This window comes from Pseudomonas sp. MWU12-2037 (genome assembly GCF_023242345.1).
GTDB classification, from domain to species: domain Bacteria; phylum Pseudomonadota; class Gammaproteobacteria; order Pseudomonadales; family Pseudomonadaceae; genus Aquipseudomonas; species Aquipseudomonas gingeri_D.
The window spans coordinates 58316-75007 of the sequence record NZ_JALLIZ010000019.1; the positions used below are offsets into that span (position 1 = coordinate 58316).

General features: G+C 63.7%; 16 protein-coding genes. 7 read left to right on the forward strand and 9 right to left on the reverse strand.

Annotated features, from left to right (window positions below):
• Positions 1 to 18: 18 nt before the first annotated feature.
• From trkA to def, 4 genes are all read right to left on the reverse strand, one after another.
• Entirely contained in the window at positions 19 to 1392 is a 1374-nt protein-coding gene (gene trkA / locus M5B42_RS26080; protein WP_103497193.1) for a Trk system potassium transporter TrkA, read from the reverse strand.
• A 22-nt stretch (positions 1393 to 1414) separates the two neighbouring features.
• A complete protein-coding gene (rsmB, locus tag M5B42_RS26085; protein WP_248747437.1) occupies positions 1415 to 2725 on the reverse strand; it encodes a 16S rRNA (cytosine(967)-C(5))-methyltransferase RsmB in 1311 nt (436 codons plus the stop codon).
• A complete protein-coding gene (gene fmt / locus M5B42_RS26090) occupies positions 2722 to 3666 on the reverse strand; it encodes a methionyl-tRNA formyltransferase (RefSeq protein WP_248747438.1) in 945 nt (314 codons plus the stop codon). The genes rsmB and fmt overlap by 4 nt, the downstream gene beginning before the upstream one ends.
• 142 nt (positions 3667 to 3808) lie before the next feature.
• Complete coding sequence (def, locus tag M5B42_RS26095) at positions 3809 to 4315, reverse strand: peptide deformylase (RefSeq protein WP_103497196.1); 507 nt, start codon at positions 4313 to 4315, stop codon at positions 3809 to 3811.
• A gap of 152 nt (positions 4316 to 4467) precedes the next feature.
• Here def and M5B42_RS26100 point away from each other — a divergent pair, with 152 nt between their 5' ends.
• The 3 genes from M5B42_RS26100 (at position 4468) to M5B42_RS26110 (ending at position 7309) form a co-directional block, all read left to right on the forward strand.
• Positions 4468 to 5490, forward strand: coding sequence for a LysM peptidoglycan-binding domain-containing protein (locus M5B42_RS26100; RefSeq protein WP_103497197.1), 1023 nt, complete (start codon positions 4468 to 4470; stop codon positions 5488 to 5490).
• 113 nt (positions 5491 to 5603) lie between these two features.
• The gene (gene dprA / locus M5B42_RS26105; protein ID WP_152736560.1) at positions 5604 to 6704 is read left to right on the forward strand and encodes a DNA-processing protein DprA; all 1101 of its coding nucleotides are present in this window, start codon (positions 5604 to 5606) and stop codon (positions 6702 to 6704) included.
• Between the two features lie 47 nt (positions 6705 to 6751).
• On the forward strand, positions 6752 to 7309 hold the full coding sequence (locus M5B42_RS26110; RefSeq protein WP_103497199.1) for an L-threonylcarbamoyladenylate synthase: 558 nt from the start codon (positions 6752 to 6754) through the stop codon (positions 7307 to 7309).
• Between the two features lie 168 nt (positions 7310 to 7477).
• Here M5B42_RS26110 and M5B42_RS26115 read toward each other — a convergent pair whose 3' ends face one another.
• Entirely contained in the window at positions 7478 to 8455 is a 978-nt protein-coding gene (locus M5B42_RS26115; protein WP_248747439.1) for a quinone oxidoreductase, read from the reverse strand.
• 179 nt (positions 8456 to 8634) lie between these two features.
• Between M5B42_RS26115 and hemF the strand changes: the two genes are divergently transcribed.
• Together hemF and aroE are read left to right on the forward strand one after the other, a co-directional pair.
• A complete protein-coding gene (hemF, locus tag M5B42_RS26120; protein WP_103497201.1) occupies positions 8635 to 9555 on the forward strand; it encodes an oxygen-dependent coproporphyrinogen oxidase in 921 nt (306 codons plus the stop codon).
• On the forward strand, positions 9555 to 10376 hold the full coding sequence (gene aroE, locus M5B42_RS26125; protein ID WP_248747440.1) for a shikimate dehydrogenase: 822 nt from the start codon (positions 9555 to 9557) through the stop codon (positions 10374 to 10376). Before hemF ends, aroE begins: the two co-directional genes overlap by 1 nt.
• A 73-nt stretch (positions 10377 to 10449) precedes the next feature.
• Here aroE and M5B42_RS26130 read toward each other — a convergent pair whose 3' ends face one another.
• The 3 genes from M5B42_RS26130 to betC form a co-directional block, all read right to left on the reverse strand.
• Positions 10450 to 12018 (reverse strand): SulP family inorganic anion transporter, encoded by a 1569-nt coding sequence (locus M5B42_RS26130; RefSeq protein ID WP_248747441.1) that lies wholly within the window; start codon positions 12016 to 12018, stop codon positions 10450 to 10452.
• A gap of 295 nt (positions 12019 to 12313) precedes the next feature.
• Positions 12314 to 13234 (reverse strand): choline ABC transporter substrate-binding protein, encoded by a 921-nt coding sequence (gene choX / locus M5B42_RS26135; RefSeq protein ID WP_248747442.1) that lies wholly within the window; start codon positions 13232 to 13234, stop codon positions 12314 to 12316.
• A gap of 19 nt (positions 13235 to 13253) precedes the next feature.
• The gene (gene betC / locus M5B42_RS26140) at positions 13254 to 14768 is read right to left on the reverse strand and encodes a choline-sulfatase (RefSeq protein WP_177103944.1); all 1515 of its coding nucleotides are present in this window, start codon (positions 14766 to 14768) and stop codon (positions 13254 to 13256) included.
• 114 nt (positions 14769 to 14882) lie between these two features.
• Between betC and M5B42_RS26145 the strand changes: the two genes are divergently transcribed.
• A complete protein-coding gene (locus tag M5B42_RS26145) occupies positions 14883 to 15833 on the forward strand; it encodes a LysR family transcriptional regulator (protein ID WP_103496230.1) in 951 nt (316 codons plus the stop codon).
• 35 nt (positions 15834 to 15868) lie between these two features.
• On the forward strand, positions 15869 to 16195 hold the full coding sequence (locus M5B42_RS26150) for a DOPA 4,5-dioxygenase family protein (protein WP_152736554.1): 327 nt from the start codon (positions 15869 to 15871) through the stop codon (positions 16193 to 16195).
• A 4-nt stretch (positions 16196 to 16199) separates the two neighbouring features.
• Here M5B42_RS26150 and M5B42_RS26155 read toward each other — a convergent pair whose 3' ends face one another.
• Positions 16200 to 16640, reverse strand: coding sequence for an anti-virulence regulator CigR family protein (locus tag M5B42_RS26155; RefSeq protein ID WP_248747443.1), 441 nt, complete (start codon positions 16638 to 16640; stop codon positions 16200 to 16202).
• Positions 16641 to 16692: the final 52 nt, after the last annotated feature.

The window sequence follows — 16692 nt, forward strand, 5'->3', positions numbered from 1 at the left end:
GGTGATCCTCGGTATGGGTCAGAAAAAGCTCAGGCCGACATGAAACAGCTTTTCCACATCGCGGATCTGTTTTTTATCCACAAGGAACAGGATGACATGGTCGCCGGCCTGGATCACCGTGGCATCGTGGGCGATCAGTACCTCTTCGTCGCGAATGATCGCACCGATGGTCGCCCCTGGCGGCAAGGCGATATCGGCGATGGCCCGACCCACCACCTTGCTCGACTTCGCGTCGCCATGGGCAATCGCCTCGATGGCCTCCGCCGCCCCTCGCCGTAGCGAGTGCACGCTGACGATATCGCCCCGGCGCACATGGGCCAGTAACGTGCCGATGGTCGCCAGTTGCGGGCTGATGGCGATATCGATCTCGCCGCCCTGGACCAGGTCGACATAGGCCGGGTTGTTGATCAGGGTCATGACCTTCTTCGCCCCCAGACGCTTGGCCAGCAGCGACGACATGATGTTGGCCTCATCGTCGTTGGTCAGGGCCAGGAACACATCGGTGTCGGCAATGTTCTCTTCCAGCAGCAGGTCGCGGTCCGAGGCGCTGCCTTGCAGCACCACGGTGCTGTCCAGGCTGTCCGAGAGGTGGCGGCAACGGGCCGGGTTTTTCTCGATGATCTTGACCTGGTAACGGCTTTCGATGGCTTCGGCCAGCCGTTCGCCGATCTGCCCGCCGCCAGCGATAACAATGCGCTTGTAGCGCTCGTCGAGACGGCGCATTTCGCCCATCACGGCGCGGATATGGGCCTTGGCGGCGATGAAAAACACTTCGTCGTCGGCTTCGATCACCGTGTCGCCACGGGGCATGATCGGCCGGTCGCGGCGGAAGATCGCCGCCACCCGGGTGTCGACGTTGGGCATGCGTTCGCGCAACTGGCGCAGTTGTTGCCCCACCAGCGGCCCGCCGTAGTAGGCCTTGACCGCCACCAACTGGGCCTTGCCTTCGGCGAAGTCGATCACCTGCAAGGCCCCCGGGTGTTCGATCAGGCGCTTGATGTAGTGGGTGACCACCTGCTCCGGGCTGATCAGCACATCCACCGGAATCGCGTCGTTGTCGAACAGCCCGGCGCGGGTCAGGTAGGCCGCCTCGCGGACCCGGGCGATCTTGGTCGGGGTGTGGAACAGGGTGTGGGCGACCTGGCAGGCGACCATATTGGTTTCGTCGCTGTTGGTCACCGCCACCAGCATGTCGGCGTCATCCGCGCCGGCCTGGCGCAGGATGGTCGGAAACGAGGCGCGGCCCTGCACGGTGCGGATGTCCAGGCGGTCGCCGAGGTCGCGCAGGCGCTCGCCGTCGGTGTCGACCACGGTGATGTCGTTGGCTTCGCTGGCCAGGTGTTCGGCCAGGGTGCCGCCGACCTGGCCGGCACCGAGGATGATGATTTTCATCGGGGCGCTCCGTTGTCCCGGCTCAGCCGCGCGCGGCGGCGATCTTGATCAGCTTGGCGTAGTAGAAACCGTCGTGTCCGCCTTGCTGGGCCAGCAACTGGCGACCGTGGGGCTGCTTGAGGCCGAAGTCCCCGGCGATATCCAGTTCACGGGCACCGGAGGTGCGGGCGAGAAACGCCTCGATCACTTCGGTGTTCTCGGTCGGCAGGGTCGAGCAGGTGGCGTAGAGCAGGATGCCGCCGACTTCCAGGGTCGTCCACATCGCGTCCAGCAGCTCGCCTTGCAAGGCGGCCAGGGCGGCGATGTCGTCGGGTTGGCGGGTCAGCTTGATGTCCGGATGGCGGCGGATCACGCCGGTGGCCGAGCACGGCGCGTCCAGCAGGATGCGCTGGAACGGCTTGCCGTCCCACCAGGTGGCGACATCACGGCCGTCGGCGGCGATCAGTTCGGCGTCCAGGCCGAGGCGCGCGAGGTTCTCGCGTACCCGCACCAGGCGCTTGGCCTCCAGGTCCACGGCGACCACGCCGGCCAGTTGTGGCTGGACTTCGAGGATATGGCAGGTCTTGCCGCCGGGGGCGCAGCAGGCGTCGAGCACCCGTTGGCCGGGGGCCAGGTCCAGCAGGTCGGCGGCCAGTTGCGCGGCTTCGTCCTGGACGCTGATCCAGCCTTCATTGAAGCCAGGCAGGTTGCGTACGTCACAGGCTTCTTCCAGCACGATGCCGTCCGGGCTGTAGACGCACGCGTGGGCGATGACCCCGGCGTCGCCCAGCAGCTTGAGGTAGGCATCGCGCGAGTGATGGCGGCGATTGACCCGCAGGATCATCGGCGGATGGGCGTTGTTCGCCGCGCAGATGGCTTCCCACTGTTCCGGCCAGAAGGCCTTGAGGGATTTTTGCAGCCAGCGCGGGTGGGCGGTACGGACCACCGGGTCATGTTCCAGCTCGGCGAGCAGCGCCTCGCCTTCCCGCTGGGCGCGGCGCAGCACGGCATTGATCAAGGCCTTGGCCCAGGGCTTTTTCAGCTTTTCGGCGCAACCGACGGTTTCGCCGATGGCGGCGTGGGCCGGAACGCGGGTGTAGAGCAGTTGATAGAGGCCGACCAGCAGCAGGGCTTCGACGTCGGCGTCGGCGGCCTTGAAGGGTTTTTGCAGCAGCTTGGCCGCCAGCGCCGAGAGGCGTGGCTGCCAGCGCGCGGTGCCGAACGCCAGGTCCTGGGTCAGGCCGCGATCACGGGCCTCGACCTTGTCCAGTTGCAGCGGCAACGAGCTGTTGAGCGAGGCCTTGCCGTTGAGGACGGCGGTGAGTGCCTTGGCGGCGGCCAGACGCGGGTTCATTGGCCGAGCACCGTACCGAGGGCGAACTTCTCGCGGCGGCTGTTGAACAGGTCGCTGAAGTTCAGCGCCTTGCCGCCGGGCAGTTGCAGGCGGGTCAGGCACAGGGCACCGGTGCCGGTGGCGACGATCAGGCCGTCCTTGCTGGCGGCGAGGATTTCACCCGGCGCGCCCTGGCCTTCGGCGACGCTGGCGGCGAGGACTTTCAGGGCTTCGCCACTGAGGGTGCTGTGGCTGATCGGCCAGGGGTTGAAGGCGCGGATCAGTCGCTCCAGCTCCACCGCCGGACGATTCCAGTCGATGCGCGCCTCGTCCTTGTTCAGCTTGTGGGCGTAGGTGGCAAGGCTGTCGTCCTGGACTTCACCTTCGAGGGTCCCGGCGGCGAGACCGGCGATGGCCTGGAGCACGGCGGGCGGGCCGAGTTCGGCCAGGCGGTCGTGCAAGGTGCCGCCGGTGTCTTCGGCGCTGATCGGGGTGACGCTCTTGAGCAGCATCGGCCCGGTGTCGAGCCCGGCTTCCATGCGCATCACGGTTACGCCGCTTTCGCTATCGCCGGCTTCCACGGCGCGCTGGATCGGCGCGGCACCGCGCCAGCGCGGCAACAGCGAGGCGTGGCTGTTGATGCAGCCCAGGCGCGGGATATCCAGCACCACCTGCGGCAGGATCAGGCCGTAGGCGACCACCACCAGCAGGTCCGGCTTGAGCGCCGCCAGTTCGGCCTGGGCTTCGGCATTGCGCAGGGTCGGCGGTTGCAGGACGACAATGCCGTGCTCCAGGGCGAGTTGCTTGACCGGGCTTGGCATCAGCTTCTGCCCACGGCCCGCCGGACGATCCGGCTGGGTGTAGACCGCGACGATCTGGTAAGGGCTGTCGAGCAGGGCCTTGAGATGTTCGGCGGCGAATTCGGGGGTGCCGGCAAAGACGATGCGCAGTGGCTCAGACATAAAAAGGGCTCGCTTGGATACTGTAGGAGCGAGCTTGCTCGCGAGGGTGGCCGGGGCAGCGCGGGGTATCAGGTACCCCGCGTTATCGTTGACGTCCATCGCGAGCGAGCTCGCTCCTACAGGAGATACAGGAAGGGGCGGATCAGGCGTTCTGGCGGTGCAGCTTTTCCAGTTTCTTCTTGATCCGGTCGCGCTTGAGCGTAGACAGGTAATCGACGAACAGCTTGCCGTTCAGGTGATCGCACTCATGCTGGATGCACACCGCCAGCAGGCCCTCGGCCTCCAGCTCGAACGGCTTGCCGTCGCGGTCCAGGGCCTTGACCCGCAGTTGGGTCGGGCGATCGACGTTCTCATAGAAACCCGGCACCGACAGGCAGCCTTCCTGGTACTGGTCGACGTCGGTGGTCAGGGTTTCGAACTCGGGGTTGATGAACACCCGGGGTTCGCTACGATCTTCACTCAGGTCCATGACCACGATGCGCTGGTGCACATTGACCTGGGTCGCCGCCAGGCCGATGCCCGGGGCTTCATACATTGTTTCAAACATGTCATCGATCAGCTGCCGCACCTGGTCGTCCACCACGGCCACGGGTTTGGCGATGGTGCGCAGGCGCGGGTCTGGAAATTCGAGGATGTTTAAAATGGCCATAGGCGTATTTGCTGCACTTGTGAGGTAAAGTCAGAGACGGTTGCCGAAATGTCCCGGTGGGATCGGCTACCGTTGTAAAACGTTCTCCTTGGGAGCGAGCCGCGGGGGCTCTGGCGTTTCACGCGAAGGCACATAATAAAGGGATTCACTGCATGAGGAAAACACTACTCGCCCTGTTGCTGGCTGTTACCGGCGTCGTGCAGGCGCAAGTGCAACTCAAGGACGGTTATCCACAGCGCTATACGGTGGTGCGCGGTGACACACTTTGGGACATTTCCGGCAAGTTTCTCAGTGAGCCGTGGAAGTGGCCGGAAATCTGGCACGCGAATCCCCAGGTGGCGAATCCGGACCTGATCTACCCCGGCGATACGCTGACGCTGCAATTCGTCGACGGTCAGCCACGATTGGTCGTGGATCGCGGTGTGTCGCGGGGGACCGTGAAACTGTCGCCGCAGGTGCGCCGCTCGCCGGTGGCCGAGGCGATTCCGAGCATTCCGCTGGAAAAGATCAACGCGTTCCTGTTGAGCAACCGCATTGTCGACAGCCCCAATGACTTCCAGAAAGCCCCGTATATCCTGGCCGGCAACAATGAGCGGGTGCTCAGCGGCATGGGCGACCGGATCTACGCCCGTGGCGTGTTCGATCCGGCGCACTCGGTGTATGGCCTGTTCCGCCAGGGCAAGGTCTATACCGACGCGCAGACCAAGGAGTTCCTGGGGATCAACGCCGACGACGTCGGCACCGGCGAGCTGGTGGCGACCGAAGGCGATATCGGCACCCTGAACCTGCGCCGCACCACCCAGGAAGTTCGCCTGGGGGACCGCCTGTTCGTCAGCGAAGAGCGCCCGGTCAATTCGACGTTCATGCCCAGCGCGCCGCAAGCGCAGATCCGCGGCACGATCATAGATGTGCCACGGGGTGTTACACAGATCGGCGTCATGGACGTGGTCACGATCGATAAAGGTCGACGCGATGGCCTGGTCGAAGGCAACGTTCTAGCGGTGATGAAGACCGGCGAGACCGTGCACGACCAGGTCACCGGGCAGCGGGTGAAGGTCCCCGACGAGCGTTCGGGCCTGCTGATGGTGTTCCGCACCTACGAAAAGCTCAGCTATGGTTTAGTACTCACTGCCACGCGGTCCCTGACAGTCATGGACAAGGTGCGCAACCCGTAGCGCCGGACGATAACGCAGGGCCGATTCCGTTAGCAGGCTAAACAGGTTACCCACAGAGTTATCCACAGCTTGTTCCAGCTGTTCCAGGACCGCCACAGATCAAGGATGATCCGATGTCGTTGTCCAACTGTACCTCCCTGTCCCCGGCGGAGCTGGAAGCCCGCCTGCGTCTGCATCGTCTGCCGGAACTCGGTCCGCGGCGCTTTCGAACCCTGATTCAAGCCTTCGGTTCGGCCTCGGCGGCCCTCGGTGCACCCGCCGCTGCCTGGCGTGCGCTGGGCTTGCCGGCGGCCTGTGCCGAGGCGCGCCGCAGTCCTGAAGTGCGGGACGCTGCCAGCGCTGGATTGCGCTGGCTAGAGCGCCCGGCTTGTCATCTGGTGATGTGGGACCAGGCCGATTACCCCGCCCTTCTCGCCGAACTGGACGACGCGCCGCCGCTGCTGTTCGTGGCCGGCGATCCTGCCATTCTGGAACAACCGCAGTTGGCGTTGGTTGGCAGTCGGCGTGCATCCAAGCCGGGCATGGATACGGCGGCGGCCTTTTCCCGGAGCCTGGCCGGTGCCGGTTTTGTCATCACCAGCGGGCTGGCGCTGGGGATCGACGGGGCGGCCCATCAGGCGGCCCTGGACGTCGGCGGGCGAACGATCGGCGTACTTGGCACTGGCCTGGAAAATCTTTATCCACAGCGCCATCGGCGATTGGCGGAAGCGATGATTGCCCATGGCAGCGCCGTGGTTTCCGAGTTGCCACTGGAGGCGCCGCCCCATCCGAGCAACTTCCCCCGGCGCAATCGGATTATCAGCGGCTTGTCCCTGGGTGTGCTGGTGGTGGAGGCCAGTGTCGCCAGCGGCTCGCTGATCACCGCGCGGCTGGCGGCGGAACAGGGGCGCGAGGTGTATGCGATTCCCGGCTCGATCCATCACCCCGGCGCCAAGGGCTGTCATCAGTTGATCCGCGACGGTGCGGTACTGGTGGAAACCGTCGAACATATCCTCGAACCCCTGCGCGGTTGGCAGCGAGTGACCGCCAGCGCGATTCCCGCCGTGCCCGAGCATCCGCTGCTAGGCTTGCTGCATGCCGCACCGCAAAGCAGTGAGGCCCTGGCCAACGCCTGTGGCTGGGCATTACCGCGAGTCTTGGCGGCGCTGACCGAACTGGAGCTTGAAGGCCGGGTTGCCAATGAAAACGGACGCTGGTTAGCTCGCGCGAGGTAGGTTTACCTGAGTAAACTGCGAGCAGCTTTGAATCCGGAGAACGAGTAATGGTCAAGAGTTGGCGTGTGCAAGAAGCCGCACGAGAAATTCGCGCAGGAGCGGTGATTGCCTATCCAACCGAGGCGGTCTGGGGTTTGGGTTGCGATCCCTGGAACGAAGAGGCGGTGGACCGCTTGCTGGCGATCAAGAATCGTTCGGTGGACAAGGGTTTGATCCTGATCGCCGACAATATCCGCCAGTTCGATTTTCTCTTCGAGGATTTCCCGGAAGACTGGATCGACCGCATGGCCAGTACCTGGCCGGGGCCCAATACCTGGCTGGTGCCGCATCAGGACTTGCTGCCGGAGTGGGTCACCGGTGTGCATGACACCGTGGCCCTGCGGGTCAGCGATCATCCGTTGGTACGGGATCTGTGTTCGTTGGTGGGGCCGCTGATTTCCACTTCGGCCAATCCCCAGGGGCGGCCGGCGGCGCGCACGCGGATTCGCGTGGAGCAGTATTTCCGAGGGCAGATCGACCTGGTGCTGGGCGGTAACCTGGGCGGGCGCAAGAACCCGAGCCTGATCCGCGACCTGGCGACCGGCAAGGTGGTGCGTCCGGCGTAAGTTCGGCCCGACAAGCACAGCTCCCACAAGGGGACCGCGTTATCGTTCATCGCCAGCAAGCTGGCTCCTACAGGGACGGTGTCGATCACAAAAAGGTGCTACGACACAAATACTGTAGGAGCCAGCTTGCTGGCGAACCGCTGCATCAGCAGCGGCCATCCACCCCGATCAAGGCAAAAGCACCGTCGACCCGGTAGTCCGCCGTGCCGCCAGTTCGGTGTGGGCCTTGGCCGCTTCCGCCAGGCTGTACCGCGCGCCGATCTCGATCTTCAGCTTGCCGCTGGTGATCATCCCGAACAGATCCTTCGCCATGATCTGCAGGCTTTCCGCGTTGTTGGCGTAGGTCGCCAGTGTCGGCCGGGTCACATACAGCGAGCCCTTGGCCGCCAGAATCCCCAGGTTGACCCCATCCACCGCGCCCGAGGCATTGCCGAAGCTGACCATCAGCCCACGGGGCGACAGGCTGTCCAGCGAAGTCAGCCAGGTGTCCTTGCCCACGCCGTCATACACCACCGGCACTTTCTTGCCATCGGTCAGTTCCAGCACCCGCTTGGCCACATCTTCATGGCTGTAGTCGATGGTTTCCCAGGCGCCGAGGGACTTGGCCAACGCCGCCTTTTCCGGCGAACTGACGGTACCGATCAGCTTCACGCCCAGGGCCTTGGCCCACTGGCAGGCAAGCAAGCCGACACCGCCGGCCGCCGCATGGAACAGCACGGTTTCACCGCCTTTCAACTCATAGGTCTGGCGCAACAGGTACTGCACCGTCAGGCCCTTGAGCATCACCGCGGCGGCCTGTTCGAAGCTGATGCTGTCCGGCAGATGGACCAGGTTGGCTTCCGGCAGCACATGCACTTCGCTGTAGGCGCCCAGTGGACCGCTGCCATAGGCCACGCGATCACCGACCTTGAACTGGCTGACCTCGTTGCCGACCGCCTCGACCACGCCCGCCCCCTCGGCCCCCAGGCCCGACGGCATGGCTGGTGGTGCATACAGCCCGCTGCGCAGATAGGTGTCGATAAAGTTCAGGCCGATGGCGTGGTTGCGTACCCGCACCTGCTGCGGGCCCGGCTCGGCGGGGGTGTAGTCGACATACTCAAGGACTTCCGGGCCGCCATGGGCGCGAAACAGGATACGTTTGGCCATCTTTCTCTCCTTGGACATTTCACAAAGGGGCGCCGTGCAGCGCGATGCAAGGGCCCTATCGGACTCCTTCGCTTGACCTTCGTCAACTGCGATGAGTACAAACGCGGTGCTATGCTACGCGCCTCTTTGCTACCGGCCGTCCGATGTGCCGAGTAGCTTTGCCCGATCAAGGTGAAGTCATGACTACCCGCACCGAGGCCGTGAAAGCCTATCTGCTCGACCTGCAAGACCGTATCTGTGCCGCCCTGGAGGCCGAAGACGGTGGCGCGCGTTTCGTCGAAGACGCCTGGACCCGCCCCGCCGGTGGTGGCGGTCGGACCCGGGTGATCGGCAACGGCCAGGTCATCGAGAAAGGCGGCGTGAACTTCTCCCACGTCTTCGGCAACGGCCTGCCGCCGTCGGCCAGTGCCCATCGGCCGGAACTGGCCGGGCGTGGCTTCGAGGCCCTGGGCGTGTCCCTGGTGATTCACCCGCATAACCCCCACGTGCCGACGTCCCACGCCAATGTGCGGTTTTTCATCGCCGAGAAGGAAGGCGAGGAACCGGTCTGGTGGTTCGGCGGTGGTTTCGACCTGACGCCCTACTACGGCAATGAAGAAGACTGCGTGCACTGGCACCGGGTGGCCGAGCGCGCCTGTGCGCCGTTTGGCGCCGATGTCTACCCACGTTACAAGGCCTGGTGCGACAGCTATTTCCACATCAAGCACCGCAACGAGCCGCGCGGTATCGGCGGCCTGTTCTTCGATGACCTGAACGAGTGGGACTTCGACACCAGCTTTGCCTTCATGCGGGCGATCGGCGACGCCTATATCGAGGCCTACCTGCCGATCGTGCAGCGGCGCAAGGCCCAGGCCTGGACCGAACAGCAGCGCGAGTTCCAGGAGTTCCGTCGTGGTCGTTACGTGGAGTTCAACCTGGTGTACGACCGCGGTACGTTGTTCGGCCTGCAATCGGGTGGTCGCACCGAATCGATCCTGATGTCGTTGCCGCCGCAAGTGCGCTGGGGCTACGACTGGAAGGCCGAGCCGGGCAGTGAAGAGGCGCGGTTGACCGAATACTTCCTGCAGGATCGCGACTGGCTGGCGGAGGGTGCTGTCTGATGGATCGTTATGTCGTCTTCGGCAATCCCATCGGCCACAGCAAGTCGCCGTTGATTCACCGTCTGTTCGCCGAGCAGACGGCCCAGCAGTTGGTCTACAGCACCCTGCTGGCGCCCCTTGACGATTTTTCCGGTTGTGCCCGGGCGTTTTTCCAAGCAGGGCGCGGGGCCAATGTGACGGTGCCGTTCAAGGAAGAGGCCTATCGTCTGGCCAACAGCCTGACGGCCCGGGCGCAGCGGGCCGGGGCGGTGAATACCCTGAGCAAGCTGGCTGATGGCAGTTTGTTGGGCGATAACACCGACGGCGCCGGGCTGGTGCGCGATCTGACGGTGAATGCCGGATTCAGCCTGAAGGGCAAGCGTATCCTGCTGCTGGGTGCCGGTGGTGCGGTACGTGGGGCGCTGGAACCGTTGCTGGCGGAGCAGCCGGCTTCGGTGATCATCGCCAATCGGACCATCGAGAAGGCCGAGTTGCTGGCCGAGCTGTTCGCCGACCTGGGGCCGCTGTCCGCCAGTGGGTTTGACTGGCTGCGGGAGCCGGTGGACCTGATCATCAACGCCACTTCGGCGAGCCTGTCGGGGGATGTGCCGCCGATTGCACCGAGCCTGATCGAGCCGGGCAAGACCTTCTGCTACGACATGATGTACAGCAAGGAGCCGACGGCGTTCTGTCGCTGGGCGAGCGAGCATGGCGCGGCGGTGTCGATGGATGGCCTGGGCATGTTGGCTGAGCAGGCGGCGGAAGCTTTCCTGCTGTGGCGCGGCGTACGGCCGGATACGGCGCCGGTGCTGGCGGAGTTGCGGCGGTTGCTGGCCTTGTAGGAGGCCCGAAAGTCTTGCACCGCCCCTGAGGACGCCATCGCGGCGATGGCTCCTACAAGATCGTGTCGTGTGCTCAATCCTCAAACAGGATCGGGCACTTATCCACACCCTCCAGCTTGACCAACTCCTCCACCACCGGCGCCCGCGCCCGTCTCAGGGTCAGGCTACGGCCTTCGCGTATCAACCGCCGGGCTTCCTGATGCAGCATCTCAACCCCCGAGTAATCGATAAAGTTGATCTGCTGCGCCTCGATCACCACCTTCACCCCGTGCAACCGTTGCAACTGCACTTGCAGGTAATGGCTGGCACCGAAAAAGATCGACCCCCCCACCCGCAACACATCCTCGTCGCCATCGCGCCAATGCTGCACCCGTGGCTGCGAGGTGCGCTTGAGGTAGAAAAACAGCGAGGCCAGCACCCCGGCGTAAATCGCCGTCTGCAACTCCAGCAGCAAGGTCGCCACGCAGGTCAGGGCCATCACCGCGAACTCGGCGTGACTGACTCGGAACAGTGCCCGAATCCCCCGCCGGTCCACCAATCCCCAACTGATCAGCAGGATACTGCCGGCCATTGCCGGGATCGGGATATGCGCAATCAGCGCCGAGCCGGTCACGGCGAACAGCGCCACCCAGAGCGCGGAAAACACCCCGGCCAGCGGTGAGCAGGCCCCGGCCTCATAACTCAGCGCGGCGCGGGTGAACGAGCCAGCGGACAGGTAGCCGGAAAACAGGCTGCCGATCATGTTCGACAGGCCCTGGGCGCGGACCTCCTGGTTGGCATCGAGCAATTGTTGCGAACGTGCGGACAACGAGCGGGCAATCGACAGGCTGGTCACCAGCCCGAGCATGCCCACCGCGACGGCACTGGGCAGCAGGCGCAGGATGGTCTCCAGGTCCAGCGGCAAGGCGCTGAACGGCGGCAACCGGCCGATAAAACCCTTGACCAGTTGCACATGCCCGAACAGGCCCGGGCACAGCCAGACCAGCGTGCTGGCCAGGACCAGGGTGATCAGCAGGGTCGGCCAGCGTGGCAGCAGGGATTTGAGGGTAAAGCCGAGGATCAGGGTGCCCAGCCCCAGCAGCAGCGAGGGTTTGTCCAGTTCGCCGAGGTGCTGGCTCAGTTGCAGCAGGCTGTTCAGGGCGGTGGCCTGGTTGGGGATATTGAGCCCCAGCAGGTTCGGCAGCTGCCCGAGGGCGATGACCACGGCGGCGCCCAGGGTGAAACCCAGCACCACCGAATGCGAGACGAAGTTCACCAGGGCGCCGAAGCGCAGCATGCCCAGCAGCCACTGGAAGATCCCGGCGATGCAGGTCAGCAACAGGATCAGGGTCACGTAGTCCTGGCTGCCGGGTACCGCGAGGGGGCTGACACTGGCGAACAGGACAATCGAAATGGCGGCCGTGGGCCCGCAGATCAGGTGCCAGGACGAGCCCCAGAGACAGGCGATCAGTACCGGGACGATGGCCGCGTAGAGGCCGTATTCGGGTGGCAGGCCAGCGATCAGCGCGTAGGCGACCGATTGCGGCAGGGCCAGGATGGCGCCGCTCAGGCCGACGATCAGGTCACGGCTGACGCTGGCGCGGGTTTGCCGGGGCAACCAGCTGAGAAATGGCAGGAGTTTGTGGCGGTTGGTCCAGCCCATGGGTCTCTCGGTCGGATGAGGCGGTGTCAGGGTGAGGGGTATATCTGAGATTTTCGCGGTGAAACACCGACCTGCAGGAGCCGGCTTGCTGGCGATGGACCAGACAGTCGATGCAAGGCTTACGGGCCTCTTCGCTGGCAAGCCAGGCTCCTACAGATTTTGTGCCGTGCACAATGCCTGTGCTCGCCGCCTAACTGTAGGAGCAGAGCTTGCTCGCGAAGAGGCCCTTGAACGTTGCACAGCCCTCAAGGCCACCATCGCCAGCAAGCCTACACGTCGGATTGTGTGTTGGCCGTTAGAGCTTGGCCTTCACCGCCGACAACCCATCCTGGCCATCCACGGTCTTGACCCCGTCCAGCCACTTGTCCAGCACCGCCGGATTGGCCTTGATCCAGGCCTTGGCCGCGTCGGCATTGGTCAGCTTCTTGTTCGCCACCTCGGCCATGATGCTGTTTTCCATGTCCTGGGTGAAGCTCAGGTTGCTCAGCAACTTGCCGACGTTCGGGCAGGCCTGTGCATAACCCTTGCGGGTCACGGTGTAGACGCTGCCGGTATCACCGAAGTACTTCTCGCCACCCTTGAGGTAATGCATCTTCATCTGCACGTTCATCGGGTGCGGGGTCCAGCCGAGGAACACCACGAACTTCTGCTTCTTCACCGAACGGGCCACTTCAGCCAACATAGCCTGCTCGCTGGACTCCACCAGTTTCCACTGGCCGAGGTCGAACTCGTTCTTCTTGATGATCTCCCCCAGCGAGATATTGGCCGGGGCCCCGGAGCCGATGCCATAGAGCTTCTTGTCGAACTTGTCGGCGAACTTGTTCAGGTCGGCAAAGTTATGCACACCCGCGTCCCAGACATAATCCGGGACCGCCAGGGTGAATTCGGTGCCGTCGAGGTTCTTCGCCAGTTGCGTGACATCGCCGTTGGCCACGAACTTGTCGTAGAAACCCTGCTGCGCCGGCATCCAGTTGCCGAGGAATGCATCCACCTGGCCGTCCTTGAGACCGCCATAGGTGATCGGCACCGCCAGGGTGTCGACCTTGGCCTTGTAGCCCAGGCCATCCAGCAGCAGGCTGGTGATGGCGTTGGTCGCGGCAATATCGCTCCAGCCCGGATCGGCCATTTTCACCGTGTCGCAGCTCTGCTCGGCATAGGCACTCAGGCTGCTCATGGCCAGGAGGCCTACCGTCAGTGCTGTGGATAACTTCTTCATCGCCTTCCCCTTACGTTCGTTATTGATTTTGGCAGGGTTGTGGATAACGCGCTTTGCGTTCCAGATCGTCGAGGTCGATATGGTTGCGCATGTATTGCTGACTGGCGTCCACCAGTGGCTGGTGATCCCAGCTCTTCAGCTTTCCTTGGGTCAGCGCGCTGGCGACGAAACGCCGCCGGCGCTGACTGGCGAGCACCTGTTGGTGGATCGCCGGGATGTTCCATTTCGCCCGGGCTTCGGCCAGGAAGTCGTTGAAGAGTGCTTGGTGCGGCGCTGATTGGCTAAGTTCTTCCTCCTCGCGTGGGTCATGGTGGATATCGAAGAGCAGACAGGGGTCGTCTTCGCTGTAGATGAATTTGTAGGCGCCGCGACGAATCATCATCAGCGGGCTGATGGTGCCTTCGGCCATGTATTCGCCGAACACTTCGTCGTGGCCGCCCTCGCCTTTCAGGTGCGGGACCAGCGAGCGCCCGTCCAGCGGCAGCTCGGCCTGCAGCGTGCCGCCGGCCAGTTCCACCAGGGTCGGCAGCAGGTCGGCGGTGGAGACCGCTGCGCTGACGCGTCCGGCGGCGAACTGACCCGGGGCGCTGATCAGCAGCGGCACCCGCGCGGACATTTCGAACCAGTGCATTTTGTACCAGAGGCCGCGCTCGCCGAGCATGTCGCCGTGGTCGCCGGAGAACACGATCACCGTGTCCTCGGCCAGCCCGGTTTCCTCCAGGGTTTGCAGGAGTTTGCCGACGTTGCTGTCGATATAGCTGCATGCGCCGAAGTAGGCACGACGGGCATCGCGGATCTTATCCACAGGCAGCGGCTTGTCCCACAGGTCGTAGACCTTGAGCAGACGCTGGGAATGCGGATCGAGGCTGTCCTGGGCCGGGGTCTGCGGCAACGGGATATCTTCGTCGCGATACAGGTCCCAGAAGGCCTTGGGAATGGTGTAGGGATCGTGGGGGTGGGTCATGGACACGGTCAGGCAGAACGGCTGGTTGCCGTCTTCGCGCACATGGTCGAACAGGTATTGCTGCGCCTTGAAGACCACCTCTTCATCGAAGTCCAGCTGGTTGGTGCGCACGCAGGGACCGGCCTGCAGCACCGAGGACATGTTGTGGTACCAGGTCGGCCGCACGTCGGGCTCGTCCCAGTTCACCGCCCAGCCATAGTCCGCCGGGTAGATATCGCTGGTCAGGCGCTCTTCGTAGCCATGCAACTGGTCCGGCCCGCAGAAGTGCATCTTGCCCGACAGCGCGGTGCGATAGCCCAGGCGCCGCAGATAGTGGGCATAGGTCGGTACGTCGGCGGGGAAATCGGCGGCGTTGTCGTAGGCACCGATCTTGCTCGGCAACTGGCCACTGACCAGGGTAAAACGTGAAGGCGCGCAGAGCGGGCTGTTGCAGTAGGCGGCATCGAAGACCACGCCTTCGGCGGCCAGGCGGCTCAGGTTCGGAAGCTTGATGGGCGATGCACCGTAGAGCGGCAACAGGGGCGCGGCCATTTGATCGGCCATGATGAAGAGAATGTTCTTGCGCTTCATGTAATCGCGGCATTCCATAGTGAATTGTTATGCGATAGTGCTGTGATCCAGCATGTGGCCCACGGAATCTGTGGTAAAGCCCCTGCCAAACAATGACTAGGATAAGTACAGCTTATGTATGAAGCGCTGGGTGACCTGTCCCTCGATCTGCTCCGGGCCTTTGAAGCGGCGGCCCGTCATCACAGCTTTACCGCCGCGGCGGTGGAGCTGGGCACGACTCAGCCGGCCATCAGCCAGCAGATCAAGCGCCTGGAAGACCAGTTGACCACCCGCCTGTTCGACCGCATCTACCGGGGCATCGAGTTGACCGAAGCCGGCTCGATTCTGTTCGAGCAGGTGCAGGCCGGTTTGCAGAGCATCGACAGTGGCTTGAGCGCGGTCACCGCCCAGCGTCAGCACGAGGTGCTGCAGGTCGCTACCGACTTTGCTTTTGCCGCCTATTGGTTGATGCCGCGCCTGCACCGTTTTCATGCGGCCAATCCGCAGGTCGATGTCAGCCTGGTGACCAGTGAGCGTAGCCACAACATGTTGCGCACTGATATCGATGTGGCGGTGTTGTTCGGCAAGGGCCGTTTCAAGCAGGGCGAGAGTCATTGGCTGTTCAGCGAGGAAGTGTTCCCGGTGTGCAGCCCGCAATTGCTCAAGGGCCGTGAGCTGCCGCTGCCCACCGAGGCCCTGCTGGAGTTTCCCCTGCTGCACCTCAAGGGCGAAAACAGCAGCCACTGGTTCGACTGGAGCGGGGTTTTTCGCGAACTGGGACTGACCACGGCACCGGCGCCGGGGCAATTGCGCTTCGACAACTACACCTTGCTGATCCAGGCGGCGATCGGCGGCCAGGGCGTGGCCATCGGCTGGCGTCACCTGGTGGATAATCTGTTGGAGCAGGGATTGTTATGCCGGCCGATCAGCCAGACGGCGATTTCCACTTTTGGCTATTACGTGGTCTTGCCCCAGCGTAAACGGCGTGGCGCGCTGATCCAGCGTTTCTTCGACTGGTTGATGGCCGAGCAGGCCGACAGTGCGCAATCGCTGGTGGGGCTGGGCTTGCCCTCGATTGCGGTGTAGCGTTAGGCCATTAACCGACGCTGAACGAGAGCGGCATGCAACGTATCAAGGGTTATCACGCCCACATCTATTTCGATGCTTCGACCCTGGAGCAGGCCCGTGAGCTATGTGAGCTGGCGGCGACGACCTTTCCACTGCAGATGGGACGGGTGCACGAGCGCCCGGTGGGACCTCATCCGGACTGGAGCTGCCAACTGGCGTTCGAAGCGCAATATATCGGCGTGGTCTTGCCGTGGCTGGCGTTGCACCGCAAGGGCCTGGTGGTGTTCATCCATCCCCTGACCGGCGATGACCTGGCCGACCATCGCGATCATGGGATCTGGATGGGGGCGGTCAGGCCATTGGATCTGTCGCTGTTCTAGGCGGTCAGTTCAGCACGCCGTCGAGAATCTCGTAGACAACCCCGGTGCCGATGGTAATCAGGACCACGTCATTGCCTATGCGCCGCCACTCGTAACCCTCATACCTCGGCAGGCGGCTCAGTGCCCGGTCGTCCAGGCGCTCGCCTTCGTAGCCCCGTGGCAGCGGCCGGCCGCGTTCCAGACGATAGCCCGGTGGCGGTGGCGCGCCACGGCCGAAGTGTTCACGGTCATCATGAATGATCTGCCGGACCGGGCCGAAGTCCTGGGGCGGACGGTGCATATTGCGTTCGTCATGGCCTCTGTCCGGGCCTCTGTCGGGACCCCGTTGGTCATAGCCACCGTGATCATGGTCTTCGCCGTGCCATTGATCCTCGGCATGCAGCAGCGGACTGGCGCTCAGTACCAGCAGACCGAGACCGGCCATCAGGCGTTTGGACATTTTCATCGGGGGCATTCCTCACCACACGGGCAATACATCGAATAGGGGTGAAGATCTG

Coding starts and splice junctions, on each gene's coding strand:
- trkA (WP_103497193.1), bottom strand. CDS start 1,392: ATGAAAATCATCATCCTCGGTGCCGGCCAGGTCGGCGGCACCCTGGCC.
- rsmB (WP_248747437.1), bottom strand. CDS start 2,725: ATGAACCCGCGTCTGGCCGCCGCCAAGGCACTCACCGCCGTCCTCAAC.
- fmt (WP_248747438.1), bottom strand. CDS start 3,666: ATGTCTGAGCCACTGCGCATCGTCTTTGCCGGCACCCCCGAATTCGCC.
- def (WP_103497196.1), bottom strand. CDS start 4,315: ATGGCCATTTTAAACATCCTCGAATTTCCAGACCCGCGCCTGCGCACC.
- M5B42_RS26100 (WP_103497197.1), top strand. CDS start 4,468: ATGAGGAAAACACTACTCGCCCTGTTGCTGGCTGTTACCGGCGTCGTG.
- dprA (WP_152736560.1), top strand. CDS start 5,604: ATGTCGTTGTCCAACTGTACCTCCCTGTCCCCGGCGGAGCTGGAAGCC.
- M5B42_RS26110 (WP_103497199.1), top strand. CDS start 6,752: ATGGTCAAGAGTTGGCGTGTGCAAGAAGCCGCACGAGAAATTCGCGCA.
- M5B42_RS26115 (WP_248747439.1), bottom strand. CDS start 8,455: ATGGCCAAACGTATCCTGTTTCGCGCCCATGGCGGCCCGGAAGTCCTT.
- hemF (WP_103497201.1), top strand. CDS start 8,635: ATGACTACCCGCACCGAGGCCGTGAAAGCCTATCTGCTCGACCTGCAA.
- aroE (WP_248747440.1), top strand. CDS start 9,555: ATGGATCGTTATGTCGTCTTCGGCAATCCCATCGGCCACAGCAAGTCG.
- M5B42_RS26130 (WP_248747441.1), bottom strand. CDS start 12,018: ATGGGCTGGACCAACCGCCACAAACTCCTGCCATTTCTCAGCTGGTTG.
- choX (WP_248747442.1), bottom strand. CDS start 13,234: ATGAAGAAGTTATCCACAGCACTGACGGTAGGCCTCCTGGCCATGAGC.
- betC (WP_177103944.1), bottom strand. CDS start 14,768: ATGAAGCGCAAGAACATTCTCTTCATCATGGCCGATCAAATGGCCGCG.
- M5B42_RS26145 (WP_103496230.1), top strand. CDS start 14,883: ATGTATGAAGCGCTGGGTGACCTGTCCCTCGATCTGCTCCGGGCCTTT.
- M5B42_RS26150 (WP_152736554.1), top strand. CDS start 15,869: ATGCAACGTATCAAGGGTTATCACGCCCACATCTATTTCGATGCTTCG.
- M5B42_RS26155 (WP_248747443.1), bottom strand. CDS start 16,640: ATGAAAATGTCCAAACGCCTGATGGCCGGTCTCGGTCTGCTGGTACTG.